General features: G+C 64.4%; 11 protein-coding genes. 10 read left to right on the top strand and 1 reads right to left on the bottom strand.

Features of this window, described 5'->3' with window-relative positions; genetic code table 11:
• The first annotated feature begins 526 nt into the window (after positions 1 to 526).
• From JN302_RS06030 to JN302_RS06000, 7 genes are all read left to right on the top strand, one after another.
• Positions 527 to 3,052, top strand: a complete 2,526-nt coding sequence (locus tag JN302_RS06030) for a sulfatase-like hydrolase/transferase (RefSeq protein WP_202332300.1) — start codon at positions 527 to 529, stop codon at positions 3,050 to 3,052.
• An 11-nt stretch (positions 3,053 to 3,063) separates the two neighbouring features.
• Positions 3,064 to 3,234, top strand: coding sequence for a hypothetical protein (locus JN302_RS06025; protein WP_202310718.1), 171 nt, complete (start codon positions 3,064 to 3,066; stop codon positions 3,232 to 3,234).
• Positions 3,235 to 3,318: 84 nt separating this feature from the next.
• Positions 3,319 to 4,542 (top strand): glycosyltransferase family protein, encoded by a 1,224-nt coding sequence (locus JN302_RS06020; protein ID WP_202332299.1) that lies wholly within the window; start codon positions 3,319 to 3,321, stop codon positions 4,540 to 4,542.
• A gap of 26 nt (positions 4,543 to 4,568) precedes the next feature.
• Positions 4,569 to 5,837 (top strand): glycosyltransferase family 4 protein, encoded by a 1,269-nt coding sequence (locus JN302_RS06015; RefSeq protein ID WP_202332298.1) that lies wholly within the window; start codon positions 4,569 to 4,571, stop codon positions 5,835 to 5,837.
• On the top strand, positions 5,834 to 6,994 hold the full coding sequence (locus JN302_RS06010; RefSeq protein ID WP_202332297.1) for a glycosyltransferase family protein: 1,161 nt from the start codon (positions 5,834 to 5,836) through the stop codon (positions 6,992 to 6,994). The genes JN302_RS06015 and JN302_RS06010 overlap by 4 nt, the downstream gene beginning before the upstream one ends.
• Positions 6,995 to 7,002: 8 nt before the next feature.
• Positions 7,003 to 8,163, top strand: a complete 1,161-nt coding sequence (locus JN302_RS06005) for a glycosyltransferase family 4 protein (RefSeq protein WP_202332296.1) — start codon at positions 7,003 to 7,005, stop codon at positions 8,161 to 8,163.
• A complete protein-coding gene (locus JN302_RS06000) occupies positions 8,160 to 8,909 on the top strand; it encodes a polysaccharide deacetylase family protein (protein WP_202332295.1) in 750 nt (249 codons plus the stop codon). Before JN302_RS06005 ends, JN302_RS06000 begins: the two co-directional genes overlap by 4 nt.
• A gap of 91 nt (positions 8,910 to 9,000) precedes the next feature.
• Here JN302_RS06000 and JN302_RS05995 read toward each other — a convergent pair whose 3' ends face one another.
• A complete protein-coding gene (locus JN302_RS05995) occupies positions 9,001 to 10,179 on the bottom strand; it encodes a M20 aminoacylase family protein (RefSeq protein ID WP_202334205.1) in 1,179 nt (392 codons plus the stop codon).
• A 168-nt stretch (positions 10,180 to 10,347) separates the two neighbouring features.
• Here JN302_RS05995 and JN302_RS05990 point away from each other — a divergent pair, with 168 nt between their 5' ends.
• The 3 genes from JN302_RS05990 to JN302_RS05980 all read left to right on the top strand — a co-directional run bounded on the left by JN302_RS05990 (position 10,348) and on the right by JN302_RS05980 (position 16,329).
• Positions 10,348 to 11,502: a M20 aminoacylase family protein gene (locus tag JN302_RS05990; RefSeq protein WP_202332294.1), complete on the top strand. Its 1,155-nt coding sequence runs from the start codon at positions 10,348 to 10,350 to the stop codon at positions 11,500 to 11,502.
• 220 nt (positions 11,503 to 11,722) lie between these two features.
• Positions 11,723 to 12,481 carry an IclR family transcriptional regulator gene (locus JN302_RS05985; protein ID WP_202332293.1) on the top strand — a complete coding sequence of 253 codons (759 nt, stop codon included), beginning with the start codon at positions 11,723 to 11,725 and terminating at the stop codon, positions 12,479 to 12,481.
• Positions 12,478 to 16,329 (top strand): hydantoinase B/oxoprolinase family protein, encoded by a 3,852-nt coding sequence (locus JN302_RS05980; RefSeq protein WP_202332292.1) that lies wholly within the window; start codon positions 12,478 to 12,480, stop codon positions 16,327 to 16,329. Before JN302_RS05985 ends, JN302_RS05980 begins: the two co-directional genes overlap by 4 nt.
• Positions 16,330 to 16,342: the final 13 nt, after the last annotated feature.

The following is a 16,342-nucleotide window of genomic DNA, read 5'->3' as shown; positions in this document are numbered from 1 at the left end:
CGGCTCGCGTTCCCGGCGTGTCCGGCCTGCAGCGCCGCCTGCTCAGGGTATTGATCGACCTTGTCTACACAAATCTTGCCGATGGGTCACCGATGCCGAAAGACCATTGGTAAAGACCAGACATTTTGTGCCAAAAATTTGTTGGCTGAAGAGTAAGCTCCTTTCGATCCGCTTTCTGTCGAACCGGAGAGTCGGACGGGGAAGCCCTGACCTTCCTGAACAATGCACGAGACTTTCTGTGAGTCGGCAGAGCCGTTCGCTAGCAGATTTTACCGTAATTTACTTCAAACGGTGTACTTCAAACGATATACTTCAAAAGCTCGAAGCGTCGGGCGATACTGGCTCTGCCGGTTACCGGATACAAGGGAACACGACAACGCTGCCGTTCGTGGCTTTGCGCGGTTGGGCGTGTGGCTCACTCGGGCGGGAGACAAAGTTCCGTTTTTGGATGTGCGATAGCGACCCGGCTCATCACCAGCCCGATATGCAAGTCAGCCAGTTCTAGGCCAAGCCATGGAGTACAGGGATGAAGCTATTTCTTGCGGTGTCGAGTCTTCTGGCAATTGCGATTTCTCATGCAAGCGCCCAGCAAATAACAGGAACGCCGGGCGCACCGGACGCCACGACCACCATAGACGGCAACCAGCTGCCGGCGCCCGATCCTGAGTTCGGCGGGGTCATCAAGGACGATGCCCTTCAGTCGACACCGTGGTGGGCACCACGCATCGTGCCGCCCCAGGGGGCGCCAAACATTCTGCTTATCATCACGGACGACGCCGGGTTTGGCGTACCGAGCACGTTTGGCGGCGTCATCCCGACGCCCACGATGGATCGCATCGCGAATGACGGTCTGCGCTACAACAACATTCACTCGACGGCATTGTGTTCGCCGACGCGGGCTGCGCTCATCACCGGGCGCAATCATCATTCGGCCGGCTTCGGCGTGATCTCCGAGCAGTCCACGGGTTTTCCCGGCTACAACAGCATCATCGCCAAGGACAAGGCAACCATCGGGCGCGTTCTGCTCGACAACGGCTACGCTACCGCCTGGTTCGGCAAGGATCACAACACACCCGCGTTTGCCGCGAGTTCGATAGGGCCGTTCGACCAATGGCCGACGGGCATGGGCTTCGAGTATTTCTACGGGTTCGTCGGCGGTGACGCGAACCAGTGGCAACCGAATCTGTTCCGCAACACCACTCAGATCTATCCCTTCGAAGGCAAGCCGGATTGGAACCTGATCACTGGCATGGCCGACGACGCCATCGACTACATAAATCGCCTGAACCAGACCCTGCCCGACAAGCCGTTTTTCATAAAATACGCGCCTGGCGCCACCCACGCGCCGCATCACCCGACCAAGGAATGGGTCGCGAAGATCGGCGAAATGCATCTCTTCGACGAGGGCTGGAACAAGCTTCGCGATCAGATTTTTGAGAACCAGAAGAAGCTTGGCGTGATCCCGCAGGACACGCAACTCGAGCCGTGGCCCAAGGATATCCTTCCAAACTGGGATGACCTGAAACCGGAGGACAAGAAGCTCTTCATCAAGCAGGCGGAGATCTTCGCTGCCTACGCCGCCTACAACGATCACGAGATCGGGCGCGTCATCCAGACCATCGAGGACATGGGCAAGCTCGACAACACACTCGTCATCTACATCAACGGCGACAACGGAACAAGCGCCGAGGGCGGACCGCTCGGCACGCCCAACGAAGTCGCGTTCTTCAATGGCATCAACATGATGCCGGTCGACGTGCAGATGAAGTGGTACGACGTGTGGGGGACCGAACAGACCTACAACCACATGTCGGCGGGCTGGTCCTGGGCTTTCGACACGCCATTCACCTGGTTCAAGCAGAACGCCTCGAAACTTGGCGGCGTGCGGCAAAATATGGCGATTTCCTGGCCTGCGCGCATCAAGGACAAGGGTGGCCTGCGCGAGCAGTTCATGCATATCATAGACGTCGTGCCGACAATTCTCGAAGTGACCGGCATTCCCGCGCCCGACATGGTTGACGGCATAAAGCAGGCGCCGATCGAGGGAACGAGCTTTGCCTACACCTTCGAGAAGGAAAACGCCAAGGCGCCGACACGGCACAACATCCAGTACTTCGAGATGATGGGCCAGTGGGCGCTATACGACGATGGCTGGCTGCTCAGTACAAAGGTGAACCGCGCGCCGTGGGAGGCTTTCGGTGTAGCTAATCCCGACCCGCTCAACAACCAGGTCCTCGAGCTCTACGATCTCAATACGGATTTCAGCCAGTCCAGGAACATCGCCGATCAGCATCCTGACAAGGTGAAAGAGATGAAGGAACTGTTCATTGCGGAGGCGAAAAAATATCAGGTCTTCCCGATGGATGCCTCCGTGGCTGCCCGAATAGTCGCACCGCGCCCGAACATCACCGCCGGCCGCACGGAGTTCACCTACACCCTCCCCATGGTCGGTCTGCCGCAGGGCGACTCGCCTTTCCTCCTCAACAGCTCCTACACCATCACCGCGGACATCGAGGTTCCCGAAAGCGGTGCGGAAGGGATGATCCTGACTTCAGGCGGACGGTTCGGCGGCTACGGGTTCTATCTCCTCGAGGGCAAGCCGGTGTTCCTCTGGAACCTGGTCGACCTGAAACGCGTCAAGTGGGAAGGGCCGGATGCGCTCACGCCCGGTCAGCACACAGTCGAATTCGACTTCAAGTATGACGGCCTTGGTGTCGGAACGCTTGCGTTCAACAATATGAGCGGTCTCGGCAAATCCGGCACTGGCACGCTCAAGGTGGATGGCAAAGTCGTTGCAACCGAGACATTGCCGCATACCATGCCGATGATTCTGCAGTGGGACGAGAGTTTCGACATCGGCTCCGATACCTTGACCGGCGTCAACGAGGTCGACTACAAGCCGCCCTTCGCGCTGACCGCCAAGCTCGGCAAGCTGACCCTCAAGGTGGACCGTCCGGAGCTTTCCGAGGAGGACATCAAGAAACTCCAGAATGTGCAAGCCATCGCTGTAGACGGCAATCCGATTCACCACATGCAGCCCGGGCCGCAGTAGGGCTGTCCGGAATGATCGACTTCAGCCCGCCGGCAAGCTTGCCGAGTGTCGGCGGGCCCATCATGGATGGCGAGCGTCAGCTCATGTGGCGCTCGCTGCTCGCTCCGAAGAACGAAACGATCAGCGGCATTCCAGAACGGGAATCCGGCCGTCGGGACCAAGCGTTTGATTTTCACCGCTAGCAGAAGGCGGCGTCACTGTCACCAAGTTGACTTGTCCCGCCGGTACGTCTTATGCCTGCACGAAGTTTTGTTTCCTGGGCGTCCATGGCTCGATCCGCCGACTACAAAGTTCTGATGTATAGTCACGATACGTTCGGCCTGGGTCACCTGAGACGCAGCCGCACGATCGCGCATGCGCTCGTCGATCATTTCCCCGAGATGGAGGTGTCGATCATCTCCGGCTCGCCGGTCGTGGATGCGTTCTGGTTCCACGAACGGGTGAATTATATTCAGATACCGGCGGCCCAGAAACTCTCCAACGGCGAGTATTCATCGGGTAGCAGCAGTCATTCCCTGGAGGACACGCTCGCCGCGCGCGAATCGATCATCCGAGCCGCCGCCGAACGGCTGCGCCCCGACATGGTGATCGTCGACAAGGAGCCGCTGGGCCTCGGCCGCGAAATGCTGCGCACCCTGCGCTGGTTGAAGGCGCAGGGCACGATCGCCGTGCTCGGCCTGCGCGACGTGCTCGACGCGCCGGAGCTTCTGCAGGGCGAATGGGAGCGCAAGCAGAACACTGCCTTCACCGAAGAGATCTATGACGAGATCTGGATCTATGGGCCAGGCAGCTTCTACAATCCGCTTTCCAGCATCGAACTCGACGAGGCGACCCAGGCGCAGACGCGCTATACCGGCTTCCTGGCGCGTTCGCTGCCGCCCATGGACGACGGCACGGCCGGCCGCTACGGCACCGGCTACATATTGGTGACGGCGGGCGGCGGCGGCGACGGCTACGAGCTGATGGCGGCAGCGCTGAAGGCCGTGAAGCGGCGCCCCGATTCGACCGAACGTTACCTTTTCGTGCTCGGGCCGTTCATGACCGAGCAGCAGCGCTTCGAGATCACGGCGCGGGCATCCTCGCTTGCGAATGTCGAGGTGGTCGATTTCCACGTCAATGTCGAGACGCTGGTCGCCAATGCCGCCGCGATCGTGGGCATGTGCGGCTACAACACCTTCTGCGAGGTCATGTCCTTCGACAAGAGGGCCCTGTTCGTTCCGCGGACCGCGCCGCGCCGCGAGCAGAGCATCCGCGCCCATCGCGCGGCCGAGTTCGGCTGGGTCGACGTGCTCGACATCGAAGAGGCGAAAGACCCGTCGAAATTCATGGCCGCGATCGACCGGCTGGAGCGCAATCCTCTGCCTTCCGGGGCCGTGGCGCGGCCCGATCTCGACGGCCTCAGCCGCGTCTGCGCCCTGACCGAGATTCTCTTCGAGCAACGCGACGAGCGGATGGCCGTGGACGACCTGCCGGAAGCCGCCGGCCAATGACCAGATCTGGCGATCGGGCCTGAACCATGCTGGCCGACACAATCGCGGTCGTGCTGAAGTGCTATCCGCGCCTCTCCGAGACCTTCATCGCCCAGGAACTGCACGCCCTGCAGCAGGCCGGCTACAGGCTCAGGCTGGTTTCGCTGCGCCATCCAACAGACAAGAAGCGGCATCCGATCAACGACGAGATCCATGCGCCGGTCAATTATCTGCCGGAATATCTCTATCAGGAGCCGATCCGCGTTCTGCGCTCCTGGCGACGTGCGCGGAGGATGCCGGGCTATCGCGAGGCGCTGCGCAGCTGGCTCAGGGATCTCAGGCGCGACTTCACGGCGAACCGGATCCGCCGTTTCGGCCAGGCCCTGGTGTTTGCGGCCGAGTTCCCCGAGGACGCCGGCTGGATCTACAGCCATTTCCTGCACACACCGTCTTCCGTCGCCCGTTATGCCAGCGAGATGAAAGGCGTTCCCTGGAGCGCATCGGCGCATGCCAAGGACATCTGGACGTCGCCCGACTGGGAGCTGAAGGAAAAGTTGCAATCGGCCGAATGGGCGGTCACCTGCACAGCGTCGGGCGCGCGGCATCTGCAATCGCTGGCACCCTGTCCCGACAAGGTGGAGCTCGTCTATCACGGGCTCGATCTTTCCCGTTTCCCGAAACCGGCGGATTTTCCGCCGGGGCGCGACGGCAGCCGGCCGGACGACCCGGTCAGGCTGCTCACCGTCGGCCGCGCCGTGGAAAAGAAGGGGTTGGATACGTTGGTCGACGCGCTCGCGCTGCTTCCCGCCGACCTTCACTGGCATTGGACCCATATCGGCGGCGGTGAACTCTGGGAGCAGCTCAAGGCGCAGGTCGAGCGACTGAAGCTCGGCGACCGCATTTCCCTGCTCGGCACCAGGGCGCAGACCGAGATCATCGCCGCCTATCGCACATCCGACCTTTTTGTCCTGCCCTGCAGGATCGCCGGTGACGGCGATCGGGACGGGCTGCCGAACGTGCTCGTCGAAGCCCAGAGCCAGGGCCTCGCCTGCATCTCCACGCCGGTATCGGCCATCCCCGAGCTGATCGAGGATGGCGTCAACGGCATCCTGATCGAGCCGAACGACGCGGAGCTTCTTGCCCGCACCATCACGCGCGCGGCGCGCGATCCGGCGCTGCGGCAGCGCTTCGGCGTGGCCGGAGCGAACCGCGTCCATGCGAAGTTCGACCATTTGGCAACAATCGGCGCCCTGATCGGCCGCTTCGAGCAGGCAGGAATGTTCGGCGCCAGGACTCTCGAAACGGCCCAGCCATGACGCGTGTGCTCTTTTACGTCCAGCACCTCATGGGTGTCGGCCATGTCTTCCGCGCCATGCGCATCGTCAAGGCACTGACCGCCGCGGGAATAGCCGTCGATATGGCCTATGGCGGCGAGCCCATCCCGAATTTCGCCGCAAACGGCGCCCGCGTCCACTTCCTGCCGCCGGTGCGCGCCGTGGGCGAGGCCTTCAACAAGCTCGAGGACGCTTCGGGAAACCCGCTGAGCGACGACTACAAGGACCGCCGGCGAGACATGCTGCTCGGCATCCTGGAGGCGACGCGGCCCGACATCGTCGTGACAGAGGCTTTCCCCTTCGGGCGCCGCCAGATGCGGTTCGAACTGCTGCCCTTGCTCGCCGCGGCGCGGCAGATGGATCCGAGGCCGATCCTGTTGTCCTCGGTCCGCGACATCCTTCAGGAAACGGGCAGGATCGACAAGGACCGCGAGACCATCGGCTATCTGCAGTCGCTGTTCGACCATGTGCTTGTCCATGGCGACCCCGGCCTGGTGCGGCTCGAGCGCACGTTCCCGCTCGCCCACGAGATCGGCGACAAGGTGCTCTACACCGGCATGGTCGTGCCGGACGAGCCCCATGGCGGCGCACAGGACGAGACCTATGACGTCGTCGTGTCGGTCGGGGGAGGGGCGCTCGGGCGCAAGCTCGTGATGGCCGCGGCTGCGGCAAAGCGGCATTCGGTGCTGCGCGACGCGCGCTGGTGCATCGTCACGGGCCTGCGCTTCAGCGAAGAGGACAGGGCCGATCTGCAGGCCCACCTGTCCGGCGATGTCATCCTGCGCAGATTCCTTCCCGACCTGCCGTCGGTTCTGGCCCGTGCCAGGCTCTCGATTTCGCGCGCCGGCTACAATACTGTTGCCGATATCTGCGCGGCGGGCTGCCGCGCCGTCGTCGTGCCGCTATCCGACGGGATCGAGACGGAACAGATACGACGTGCCGAAATCCTTGCGGAGAAGGGGCTCGCAGTGACCGTGAGCCACGAAAGGGAAACGCCGGAGCATCTGGCGGCGGCGATCGGGAGCGCCATGGACGCTCCGCCGCCGGACAGGTCGCGGATCAATCTGGACGGCGCGCGCAACACCGCGCGCATTCTGGCCGACCTGACGGCGGGCAGGAGCGTCGAAAGATACAGGTAAGGCCGACGATGCGGGCCAGGATTGCCTTCTACGCACCGCTTAAGACGCCGGATCACCCAATCCCCTCCGGCGACCGCGAGGTCGCGCGGCTGATGATGGCGGCGCTGGAAACCGCCGGCTATGAGGTGGAGCTCGCCTCGCGCCTCATCTCCTACCAGAAGCGACCCTCGGCCGAGATCGGGCGGGAACGGCGGCTGGAGGCCCAGGGCGAAGCCGGACGGCTGATCGATGCCTGGTTGCGTGGCGCCGAGCAACGACCCGACCTCTGGTTCACCTACCACCCCTATTGCAAGGCGCCGGACTGGATCGGCCCGCGGGTCGCCGAGGCGCTCGGCATAGGCTACGTCACCGCCGAAGCCTGCCGTACGCGGCAAGGCACCGACGAGGATTGGGCTGCTTCGCGGCGAGCCGTCCAGGCGGCGGTGAAGGGCGCAGCGGTCAATTTCTGTCTGAAGCCCTCCGACCGGTCCTATCTCGAAAGTTTCCTGCCCGACATGGAGAAGGTCGTTCCCCTGCTGCCCTTCGTCGACCTCGCCCGCATCGATGCGGTGCCGGAGCCGGCCCCCGATGCCGAGCGTTTCTCCCACGGCCATCCGCTGATTCTCGCCGTGGGCATGATGCGGCCGAACGCCAAGTTCAGATCCTATGAATTGCTGGCCGCGGCACTCGGCCGTCTTCCGGATCTGGCCTGGAAGCTCGCCATCGTGGGCGATGGACCGATGCGCGGCAACGTCGAAAGGCTGTTGTCGGCCCTACCGGCCGAACGCGTGCATTTCGCCGGCGCGATCGGCCGGGACGAGGTGCTGCGGTGGATGCGCGCGGCCGACATCATGGCCTGGCCGGGCTTCAGCGAGGCTTTCGGCATGGTCTATCTCGAGGCGCAGGCCTGCGGGCTTCCGGTCGCCGCGCTGCGCACCGCCGGCGTGCCCGTCGTCGTCGAGGACGCGGTGAGCGGGATGCTCACCGCCGAGGACGCTGAAGCCTATGCCGCCGCGCTTCGGAGCCTTCTGGCGAGCGAGGCGAAGCGGCGGGCCTATGGCGCCGCCGGCCGGCGAAAGGTGGAAAGGGGCCACAATATCGCCAGCGCGGCAAAAATCATGCGGGACCGGCTCGGCGCACTGGTAAATCCTGGCGACGGTTCGCCGGTGCCCCGGGCACGCTCGTCGTGAGTGTCTTTGCCGACGTCGATGCCGAGCTGGAAAACTGGCGACGGGAGAGCATGCGTCCGCGTTTCTGGCTGCGCGACGACGACGCCGCGGCGCCCGACCCGCGCCTCGACCGGCTGATCGGCCTCGTCCGCCGCTTCGACGTGCCTCTGCTTCTCGCCGTCGTGCCGGCCTTGGCCGGCGCGCCTCTTGCCGACCGCCTCGCCGGGGAGCCGCTCGTGACGCCCTGCGTCCACGGTTTCGCTCATGAAAACCATATGGCCGAGGGCGAGAAGAAGGTCGAACTCGGCGGGCGGGCCGCCGACGAGGTGCTGGCCGAGCTTCGCGAAGGGCGGCGGCGGCTTTCCGAACTCTTCCCCGGCAGCCTGTCTGATATATTGGTGCCGCCATGGAACAGGATCGCGCCCGATGTCGCAGCGCGGATCCACGAATGCGGCTTCTCGGCCGTCTCTACGGCATCCTGGCATCGCACCGGTACGTCGCTGCCCGAACTCAACACGCAAGTCGACATCATGGACTGGGCGGGCGGCCGGGTCGGACACCGGCTGGACGCCGTGGCGGCGGAACTGCGTCGACGCCTGGAGCAGGCGCGCGCGCGAGGCGGCGTGCCGATCGGCATATTGAGTCACCATCTCGTCCATGACGAGACCGCCTGGGCAACGCTTGCGAGCGTGATCGGCTATCTCAAGATCGAGCGGGGGCTCGATTTCGAGACCGCGGAGAGCTTGATCCGCGATCGGGACTGGTGAAACCGCGCGCGCTTTCTACCGGGTGGCGCCTGCTTCGGCAGCGCCTCGAGGGCCGCGAGCTTGTGCGTGGGCGGCCCTATTCTCGCAGTCATTACCCGGCCGCCGACGCCAGCCTCTCATTGACGAGCGTCGTCCAGTAGCGAACGCCATGGATAATCGCATTGTCGTTGAAATCGTAAGCGGGATTGTGAAGCCCGGCCGAGTCGCCGTTGCCAAGCCAGATGATCGCTCCAGGCCGCTTCTCGAGCATGTAGGAAAAGTCTTCCGCACCCATCGTGCACGGACAGTTGCCGTCGACCCGATCAGATCCTGCGACTCTGGAGGCGGCCGATATCGCGGCAGTCGTCATCGCCGGATCGTTGACCGTCACCGGGTAGCCGGGTCGCCATTCGATCTCGGCAGTCGCTTCGAAGAGCCGCGCAGTACTGGTCACGATATCCCGGAAACGCTGCTCGACCGCTTGCCGGGTTGCCGGATCGATCGTTCGTATCGTGCCGCCGATGACCGCCGTTTCCGGAATCACATTGAGAGCCTCGACGCTTCCGCCCGCCATGTGGGTGACCGATACCACCACCGGGTCGAAGGGATCGACATGGCGCGAGGCGATCGACTGGAGCGCCGTCACCAGATGCGCGCAGGCCAGCACGGGGTCGCGCGCTTCATGCGGCGAGGCCGCATGACCGCCGCGGCCGCGCAGGGTGATGACGAACCGGTCGGCGGCTGCCAGCATCGGTCCGGGCCGGATCGCGAAGGAGCCGACCGGCCGGCCCGGCTCGTTGTGCATGCCGAAGACCTCGTCGATGCCGAAGCGTTCCAGCAGCCCTTCCTCTATCATTACGCGCCCGCCGGCTCCGCCCTCCTCGGCAGGCTGGAAGACCAGCACCACCGTTCCGGCGAAATCCCTCGCGGAGGCGAGGTGGCGGGCGGAGGCCAGCAGCATCGCCGTGTGGCCGTCGTGGCCGCAAGCGTGCATCCTGCCGAGCACTTTCGAGGCGTGCGGCAGATTGGTCTGTTCCGCCATCGGCAATGCGTCCATGTCGGCCCGCAGGGCGATGGTGCGGCCGCTTCCGAGATTTCCCTTCACGACCGCGACGACGCCTGATCGCGCAATGCCTGTCACGACCTCGTCGCAGCCGAACGACCTCAGTTTCCCGGCAACGAATTCGGATGTCATGGGCAAGTCGAACAACAGTTCGGGATACTGGTGAAGATGGCGGCGCCACTGGGCGGCTTCTTCCGCTATCGCCTCGATCGTGTCTGGGATCGCCATCTTTTCCCCTTTCAGCTGGCTGGATTTCATTCGTCATACCACGCAAAAGCCGGCGTTCCGGATGGAAGGCCGTGCGTGCTCGACCATTCGATGCCCGTAGGACGAAACGCTTGCCTTCACAAGACACAGGTGCCACAGACTGGCCGTAGCCAAGAATGACGGTCCGCCATGCCTGTGATTGAACAGATCGCCCAGTTTGCCGACGACCTCACCGCGATACGCCGAGACTTCCACCAGCATCCCGAACTTGGCTTCGAAGAGCATCGCACGTCGCAACGGGTGGCCGATCTGCTTGAAAGCTGGGGCATTGCCGTCGAGCGCGGTATCGGCGGCACTGGCGTCGTGGGCGTTATCGAAGGAGTCAGACCGGGACGCAGCATCGGGTTGCGGGCCGATATGGACGCCCTGCCGATGGAAGAGCTGACGAACCTTCCCTATGCGTCGAAAAACCCCGGCGTATTTCATGGCTGCGGGCACGACGGGCACACCACGATGCTGCTCGGTGCAGCGCGCTATCTCGCCGAGACGCGCAATTTCGCTGGTCGCGCCGTATTGATCTTCCAGCCCGCAGAGGAAGGGCTTGGCGGCGCCCGGGCCATGCTGCGCGACCGGCTCTTCGACCGCTTCCCCTGTGACGAACTGTATGGAATGCACAACTCTCCGTATAATGAGCATTCCCAGCTGACGATACGGCCGGGCAAGGCGCAGGCCGGTGCGGGCTTCTTTGACATCACCCTTCATGGTCGCGGCAGTCATGGAGCGATGCCCCAGGCCAGCCGCGATCCGATCACCATCGGCTCGGGCCTGGTGAAGGAGATGCAGGAGATCGTCTCGCGCAACACCGACCCGACGCATCCCGCGGTCGTGTCGGTCACACAATTCCATGCCGGCTCCGCCTACAACGTCATCCCGGAGACCGCCGTCCTTCGCGGCACGTTCCGCTATTTCGACGAAGCCGACGGCGAGATGATCGAGACGCGCATCCGCAAACTCTGCGCGGGCTTCGCGCTTGCTCATGAGATCGAGATCACGGCCGATATCCGCAACGTCTTCGGCGTCCTTTCGAACGATCCGCAGCGCGTGGACGACCTCATCGAGGTTGCGCGCGAGATCGTCGGGGAAAAGGCGCAGCCGAGCGCCGAACTGACGATGGGGTCGGAGGACATGGCCGATCTTCTGAACGTCGTGCCCGGCGCGTTTTTCAATCTGGGGCACGGCGGTACCGTTCCGCTGCACAATCCGGGATTTGTTTTCGACGATACGATCCTGCCGGTCGGCGCCAGCCTGCTGGCCCGCCTCGTCGAAGTCCGCGGTGCCGCCTGAGGGCGATTCAGCCCGCAAAAACAGCTCGTTGACCTGAGAGCGTCGCGCGGCCGCGCATCGGCCGGGCGGGCGAGGCGCTGCCGTTTCGCGCCGGCGCCCGCATGCTTCGGCCGATCCTTGCGCGCGCAGCGCTTTTTTCCCTTGACCGAACGGCCGCGAAGCTCCATTGGTTGCAAATAGTGGAACTTAGGTTCCATTTTATGGAACGGCCGGAGGATTGATGTCGGTCCTGAAGAATGCCGCCGATGTGCTGAGATGCTTTGGCAACGACTGTCCCGACCTTACGGTCTCCGACATCGTGAAGCGGCTTGGCATGCCCAAGGCCAATGCCTCGCGCCTGCTCAAGGCGATGCGGGAAGCCAGGATGCTCGAGACGATCGGCGACACCCATCGGCACCGTCCCGGGCGCCTGATGCTGGATCTCGCGGCGGCCTACCGGCGCTCCTCGATACTGATCGGCCGCGCCAGCGAAGTCGTCGCCGGAGTGAGCAGCAGCTTCGGCCATACAGGCTACATCTCGGTGAGGGACGGCCAGGAAGTGACCGCCGTGGCCGACTTCCAGGGCACCAACACGCTGCGCGTGGTCAGCAACATCGGCCGGCGGCTGCCCGCCCATCTCAGCGCGACCGGCCGTTCGCTCCTGGCGCGGCTGAGCGAGGATGAGGTGCTTGAGCTCTATGCCGGCCACAGGGCGATGGCCGACCTGCCCGCGCAACTCGCGAAGGTGCGGCGTCAGGGCTACGCCTATTCCAGCCAGGAGGCGACACCTGGCGTCGACGCGATCGCCATCGCCGTCGCGGATGTCCTCACCGACGAGGCCGTAAGCCTCTGTATCGTTTACCCCCACGCACTCGTGGATGCCGAGGGGCGCGACCAGATGATCGCCGCCCTCGGGACGGGCGCCGCCCGGATTGCCGAAGACCTGGGCGACCGCGCCTTCGTCGCCCCCGGATTAGACAGAAAGGACACCCTGGAATGAGCGATCTGCAGAACCGCTGGCGCGTGGGGTTCGACATCGGTGGAACCTTCACCGACTTCGTTCTCTATGACCGCGAGAACCACTCCGTCACGCTTCACAAGCGGCTGACGACACCTCACGACCCGTCCCAGGCCGCGCTTCTTGGCCTGGAGGAGCTCCTCGCGCTTCGCGACATCACCCATCGCGATGTCGGCGAGATCGTTCACGGCACGACCCTGGTCACCAACGCCGTCATCGAGCGCAAGGGCGCGCCGGTCGGCCTCATCACGACCCGCGGTTTCCGGGACCTGCTCGAGATGGGAACGGAACAGCGTTACGACATCTATGATCTTTTCGTCTCGTTTCCCGATCCGATGGTCAGCCGCGACCTGCGCCTCGAGGTCGATGAGCGCATGACGGCCGCGGGCGAGGTGGAAACGCCCCTCGACGACTCTCAGGTTCTCCTGGCAGCGAAATCGCTGGTCGCGCAGGGCTGCGAAGCCGTGTCCATTGCCTTCATCCATTCCTATGCCAATGCCGCGCACGAACGTCGCGCCGCCGACATCATCCGAGCCGCCTTCCCGGAGCTTTCGATCTCGATGTCGAGCGAGGTCGTGGCGGAAATGGGCGAATACCAGCGTACGGTGACAACCTGTGCCAATGCCTTCGTGCAGCCCTTGATGCACCGATACCTCACCAAGCTGGAGAGATCCTTGCGCAGCGCGGGCTTCACAGGTTCGCTACGGCTCATGCATTCCGCCGGCGGGCTCATGTCGCTAGAGACCGCACGTGACTTTCCGATCCGCCTCCTGGAAAGCGGCCCGGCCGGCGGCGGACTCGCCACCGCGCTGTTCGGTCATGGAGCCGGGCTTTCCGACGTCATTTCCTTCGACATGGGGGGTACGACCGCCAAGGCCTGCATGATCGAGAATGGCCGCGCCGAAATCTCGCCCATGATGGAGGCCGCGCGCGTCCACCGATTCGTCAAGGGTTCCGGCCTGCCGATCAAGGCGCCCGTGATCGAGATGATCGAAATCGGCGCCGGCGGCGGTTCGATCGCGGCAATCGACGACGTCGGCCTCTTGAAGGTCGGCCCCCAGTCCGCCGGCTCCGATCCGGGACCGGCATGCTATGGCATGGGCGGCCACGAGCCGACCGTCACCGACGCCAACCTGACGCTGGGCTACTACGATCCCGACTTCTTCCTCGGCGGCCGCATGAAGCTCGACCTCGAAGCCGCCCGCGCCGCGATCGCACGCGTGGCGGAGCCGCTGGGACTGACGATCGAGCAGGCCGCGCTCGGCATCCACAAGGTGGTCGTGGAGAGCATGGCCTCGGCGGCGCGTGTTCATCTTGTGGAACGCGGCAAGGATCCGCGCGAATACTCCATGGTCGGGTTCGGCGGTGCGGGCCCCGCCCATGCTGTCGACGTGGCACGCGCGATGGGCATCGGTTCCGTCCTGATCCCGCCCGCGTCGGGCGCCGCATCCGCGCTCGGTTTTCTCGCCGCTCCGCTGTCCTTCGAGGGCGTGCGATCGCTGCGCGTGGAACTGAAGGCCGGCTTCGATGCGGAAGCGGTCAACAGACTGCTGACGGACCTCGAGAATGAGGGCCGCCACCATCTTGCCCGTTCGGGCATCGCGGCATTGGACATCGTGGTCGAACGCAGCGCAGACATGCGCCTGGTGGGCCAAATGCACGACATCAGCGTGCCGCTTCCCGCCACCGCACTGGGCGAGGCCGACCTTCCGGCCATACGCGAGGCCTTCGTGCGTGCCTATTCGGCCCGCTATGCCGCGCCCTTCGAGGGCGCGCGCTTCGAAACCGTCAACTTCCGCGTTCGCGTCGCCGGCCCCACGCCGGAACTTTCGCTGACCGGCGCGACGGGCGGCGGCGACACTGCGGCCCGGATCAAGGGGCACCGCGTCTGCTGGTTCGACGAAGGAGAGTTCAGCACCGCGGTCTATGACCGCTATGCGCTGCGGACCGGCGACACGATCCCCGGCCCGGCGATCATCGAGGAACGGGAGTCCACCACCGTCATCGGCCCGTCGGACAGCGTGACGATCGACGCTGGCCAGAATCTTTGCGTCCGGGTCGGTGCACTCAAGACCGTCGAGGCGTTCGTGACTGCCGACATGTCGCGGGCCGAAGCAGTCGCGCGCATCAAGGGCGACCCGATCGGCCTCGAAATCATGTGGTCACGCCTCGTCAATGTCGTGGAGGAGATGTGGCTTACGGTGTGCAGGACCGCGTTTTCGCTCGTGATCGCCGAGGCACAGGACTTTGCCTGCGAACTCCTCGACAAGGACGGAGAAACGCTTGCCCACAGCCCGCGTGCGATGCCGGTTTTCAACCTGACGCTTCCCCGGGCGGTCAAGGCACTGCTGGCGCGTTATCCGGCGGAGACGCTCAAGCCCGGCGATGTGCTGATCACCAACGACCCCTGGCTCTGCGCCGGCCATCTCTTCGACATCGCCATCGTGACGCCCGCTTTCCGCAATGGCCGTCTTGTGGGCCTGATGGGCACGGTCGGGCACGTCTCGGACATCGGGGGCACAAAGGACTCGCTCCATGCCCGCGAGATCTACGAGGAAGGCCTGCAGATCCCGCCGATGAAGCTTTTCGAGGAGGGAAAACCCAACGAGACGCTGATCCAGCTCATTCGCCAGAACGTCCGCAACGGCGAACAGGTCCTGGGCGACATCTTCTCCTTCGTCGCGGCCAATACGCTCGGTGCGGAACGGCTGGACGCCTTCATGCACGACTACGGAATGCATGATCTGGGCGCCTTGGCCGAGGTCGTCCAGGGCCTGTCCGAAAAGGCCATGCGCGACGCCATCCGGGCGCTGCCCGATGGCGAATACCGCTCGGTCATCACCAACAACCCGCTGGGCGAAAAGATCAGCTATCCGGTTCTTGTGAAGGTGGAGGACGACAGCATTACGGTGGACTTCGACGGCGCCCCGCCGCAACTGCCGCAGGGCGGCCTGAACTCGACGCTGAACTACACGGCGGCCCACGCGACCTATCCGCTGAAGTGCATGCTCACGCCCACTGTGCGCGGCAATGCCGGATGCTATCGCCCGTTCACCGTGACCGCGCCGGAGGGATCGATCCTGAATCCGACCTATCCGGCGTCGGTGAACCTGCGCACGCGCACCGGCTGGTATCTCGCGCCGAACATCTTTGCCGCGCTCGCGTCGGCCTCGCCGGATATGGTCCAGTCCTTCACCGGGCTTGCGGTGGCAGCGAATGTCTATGGCCAGACCAAGGACGGGCAGTTCTATTCGGACATGCTCTTCTGCGGCGGCGGCCAGGGTGGCTCGCAGCGCGGCGACGGCCATTCCTCGCTGCTCTGGCCGACCTCGGCGGCCAATACGTCCATCGAACTGATGGAAAGCCGCGTGCCGGTCCTGGTGATGGAGAAGGCATTCCTCGCCGACAGCGGCGGCGCCGGCAGGATGCGGGGCGGATTGGGCCAGGTCGTGCGCTTCCGCAAGCGTGACGAGGACGGGCTGGAGATGCTCGTTTCCGTCTACCCTGAGGGCGTCGACAATCCGATCGAAGGTCTGTTCGGCGGAAAGGCCGGCGGCGGGGCCCGTGGGCGCGTGCTCTCCACGGACGGCCGCGTGCTGCGCGATTGCGGCACAGGCGAGCTGGTTTCGCTGCACCGTACCGACCAGGTAGTGGAACTCGTCCTGGCTGGAGGCGCCGGATACGGCAATTCCGCCGAGCGCGAACCCGCGGCGATCGCCCGCGACCTCGCGCTCGGCTATGTGACGCCGGACCATCTGGCGCTCAACTACCGGAAGGAACCCGGAACGCCCGGTTCCGCCGCCCTGCAGGAAAACATGGCCTGGGCGTAGTGCCCGGCCAGGT

The sequence above is a fragment of the Mesorhizobium sp. L-8-3 genome (genome assembly GCF_016756615.1).
Lineage (GTDB): Bacteria > Pseudomonadota > Alphaproteobacteria > Rhizobiales > Rhizobiaceae.
The sequence above is the reverse complement of the archived record's forward strand: the minus strand, read 5'-3'. Positions and strand labels throughout refer to the sequence as shown.